Raw genomic sequence first — 1,384 nt, 5'->3', positions numbered from 1 at the left:
GGCAGGTGACGAACGCCGCTTCCAGGGTTTCGCCGTGGAACTGCTGTTGCAGCGCGTCCGGCGTGTCGCAGGCCAGCACCTTGCCCGCGTGCATCAGCGAGATGCGGTCGCAGCGCTGGGCTTCGTTCATGAAGTGGGTGGACAGGAAGATCGTCACGCCCTGTTCCCGGGACAGTTCGATCAGCAGCCGCCAGAAGTCATCCCGCGCGGCCGGGTCGACGCCCGAGGTCGGCTCATCGAGGATCAGCACTTCCGGGCGGTGCAGCACCGCCACCGCCAGGGACAAGCGCTGGCGCAGGCCCAGCGGTAACTCGCCGGACGGCTGCTCGGCAACGTCGCCCAGGTCAAAACGCTTGATCAACTCGTCGATGCGCTGGCCGCTCTCGGCCTTGGGCAGGTCGAACAACTGCGCATGCAGCACCAGGTTCTGGCGCACGCTGAGTTCGCCGTACAGCGAGAAGCTTTGCGACATGAAACCCACGCGCTTGCGGGTGGCCAGGTCCTTGGCGTTTACCGGGTTGCCCAGCAGCGTGGCGGTGCCCTCGGTGGCGGGCATCAACCCGGTGAGGACTTTCATGGTGGTGGTCTTGCCGCAGCCGTTGGAGCCGAGGAAACCAAAGATCTCGCCCCGGCCAATGGCGAAGCTGACCTTGTTGACTGCCGTGAAGTCGCCGAAGCGCAGGGTCAGGTCGTGGGCTTCGATGGCGATGTCGGTGTTGTCGCTTTGCCGGGGCGGAATCACCAGCGGTTCGTTGTTATGGGCACTGTCGCCCTGGAAATGGGTGAAGGCTTCGTCCAGTTTGCCGCTGGGCGTCGCGGCGGCGAGTTCGCTGCTCAGGCCGTCGGCGATCAGCTTGCCGCGGTCGAGCATCAGGCAGTGTTCAAACTGCTCGGCTTCTTCCATGTAGGCGGTGGCCACCAGCAGTGTGAGCTGCGGGCGTTCGCTGCGTACGGTTTCCACCAGTTCCCAGAAGCGTCGACGGGACAGCGGGTCGACGCCGGTGGTGGGTTCGTCGAGGATCAACAGGTCCGGGTCGTGGATCAGTGCACAGCACAGGCCGAGTTTCTGCTTCATGCCGCCGGAGAGCTTGCCGGCAGGTCGCTCGGCGAAGCGTGCGAGGTCGGTGGCCAGCAGCAGGTTGTGCATGCGCTGGTCGCAATCGGCTTTTGACAGGCCGAACAGCGTGGCAAAGAACCGGATGTTTTCGCTGATGGACAGCTCGGGGTAAAGGTTACCGCCCAGGCCTTGAGGCATGAAGGCGATACGCGGGTACAGGCTGTTGCGGTGGCGGCGGTCTTCGATGGAGCCGCCGAGTACTTGCAGTTCGCCTTGTTGAAGCTTTTTGACCCCGGCGATCAAGCCCAGCAGGCTCGACTTGCCGGC

General features: G+C 64.4%; 1 protein-coding gene. It reads right to left on the bottom strand.

From position 1 onward, the window contains the following. A partial coding sequence (locus HX846_RS36125; protein ID WP_178967334.1) for an ATP-binding cassette domain-containing protein occupies positions 1-1,384 on the bottom strand: 1,384 nt, incomplete at both ends.

This window comes from Pseudomonas sp. K5002 (assembly GCF_013386655.1).
GTDB lineage: Bacteria > Pseudomonadota > Gammaproteobacteria > Pseudomonadales > Pseudomonadaceae > Aquipseudomonas.
This window is presented reverse-complemented; position numbering and strand designations above follow the sequence as displayed.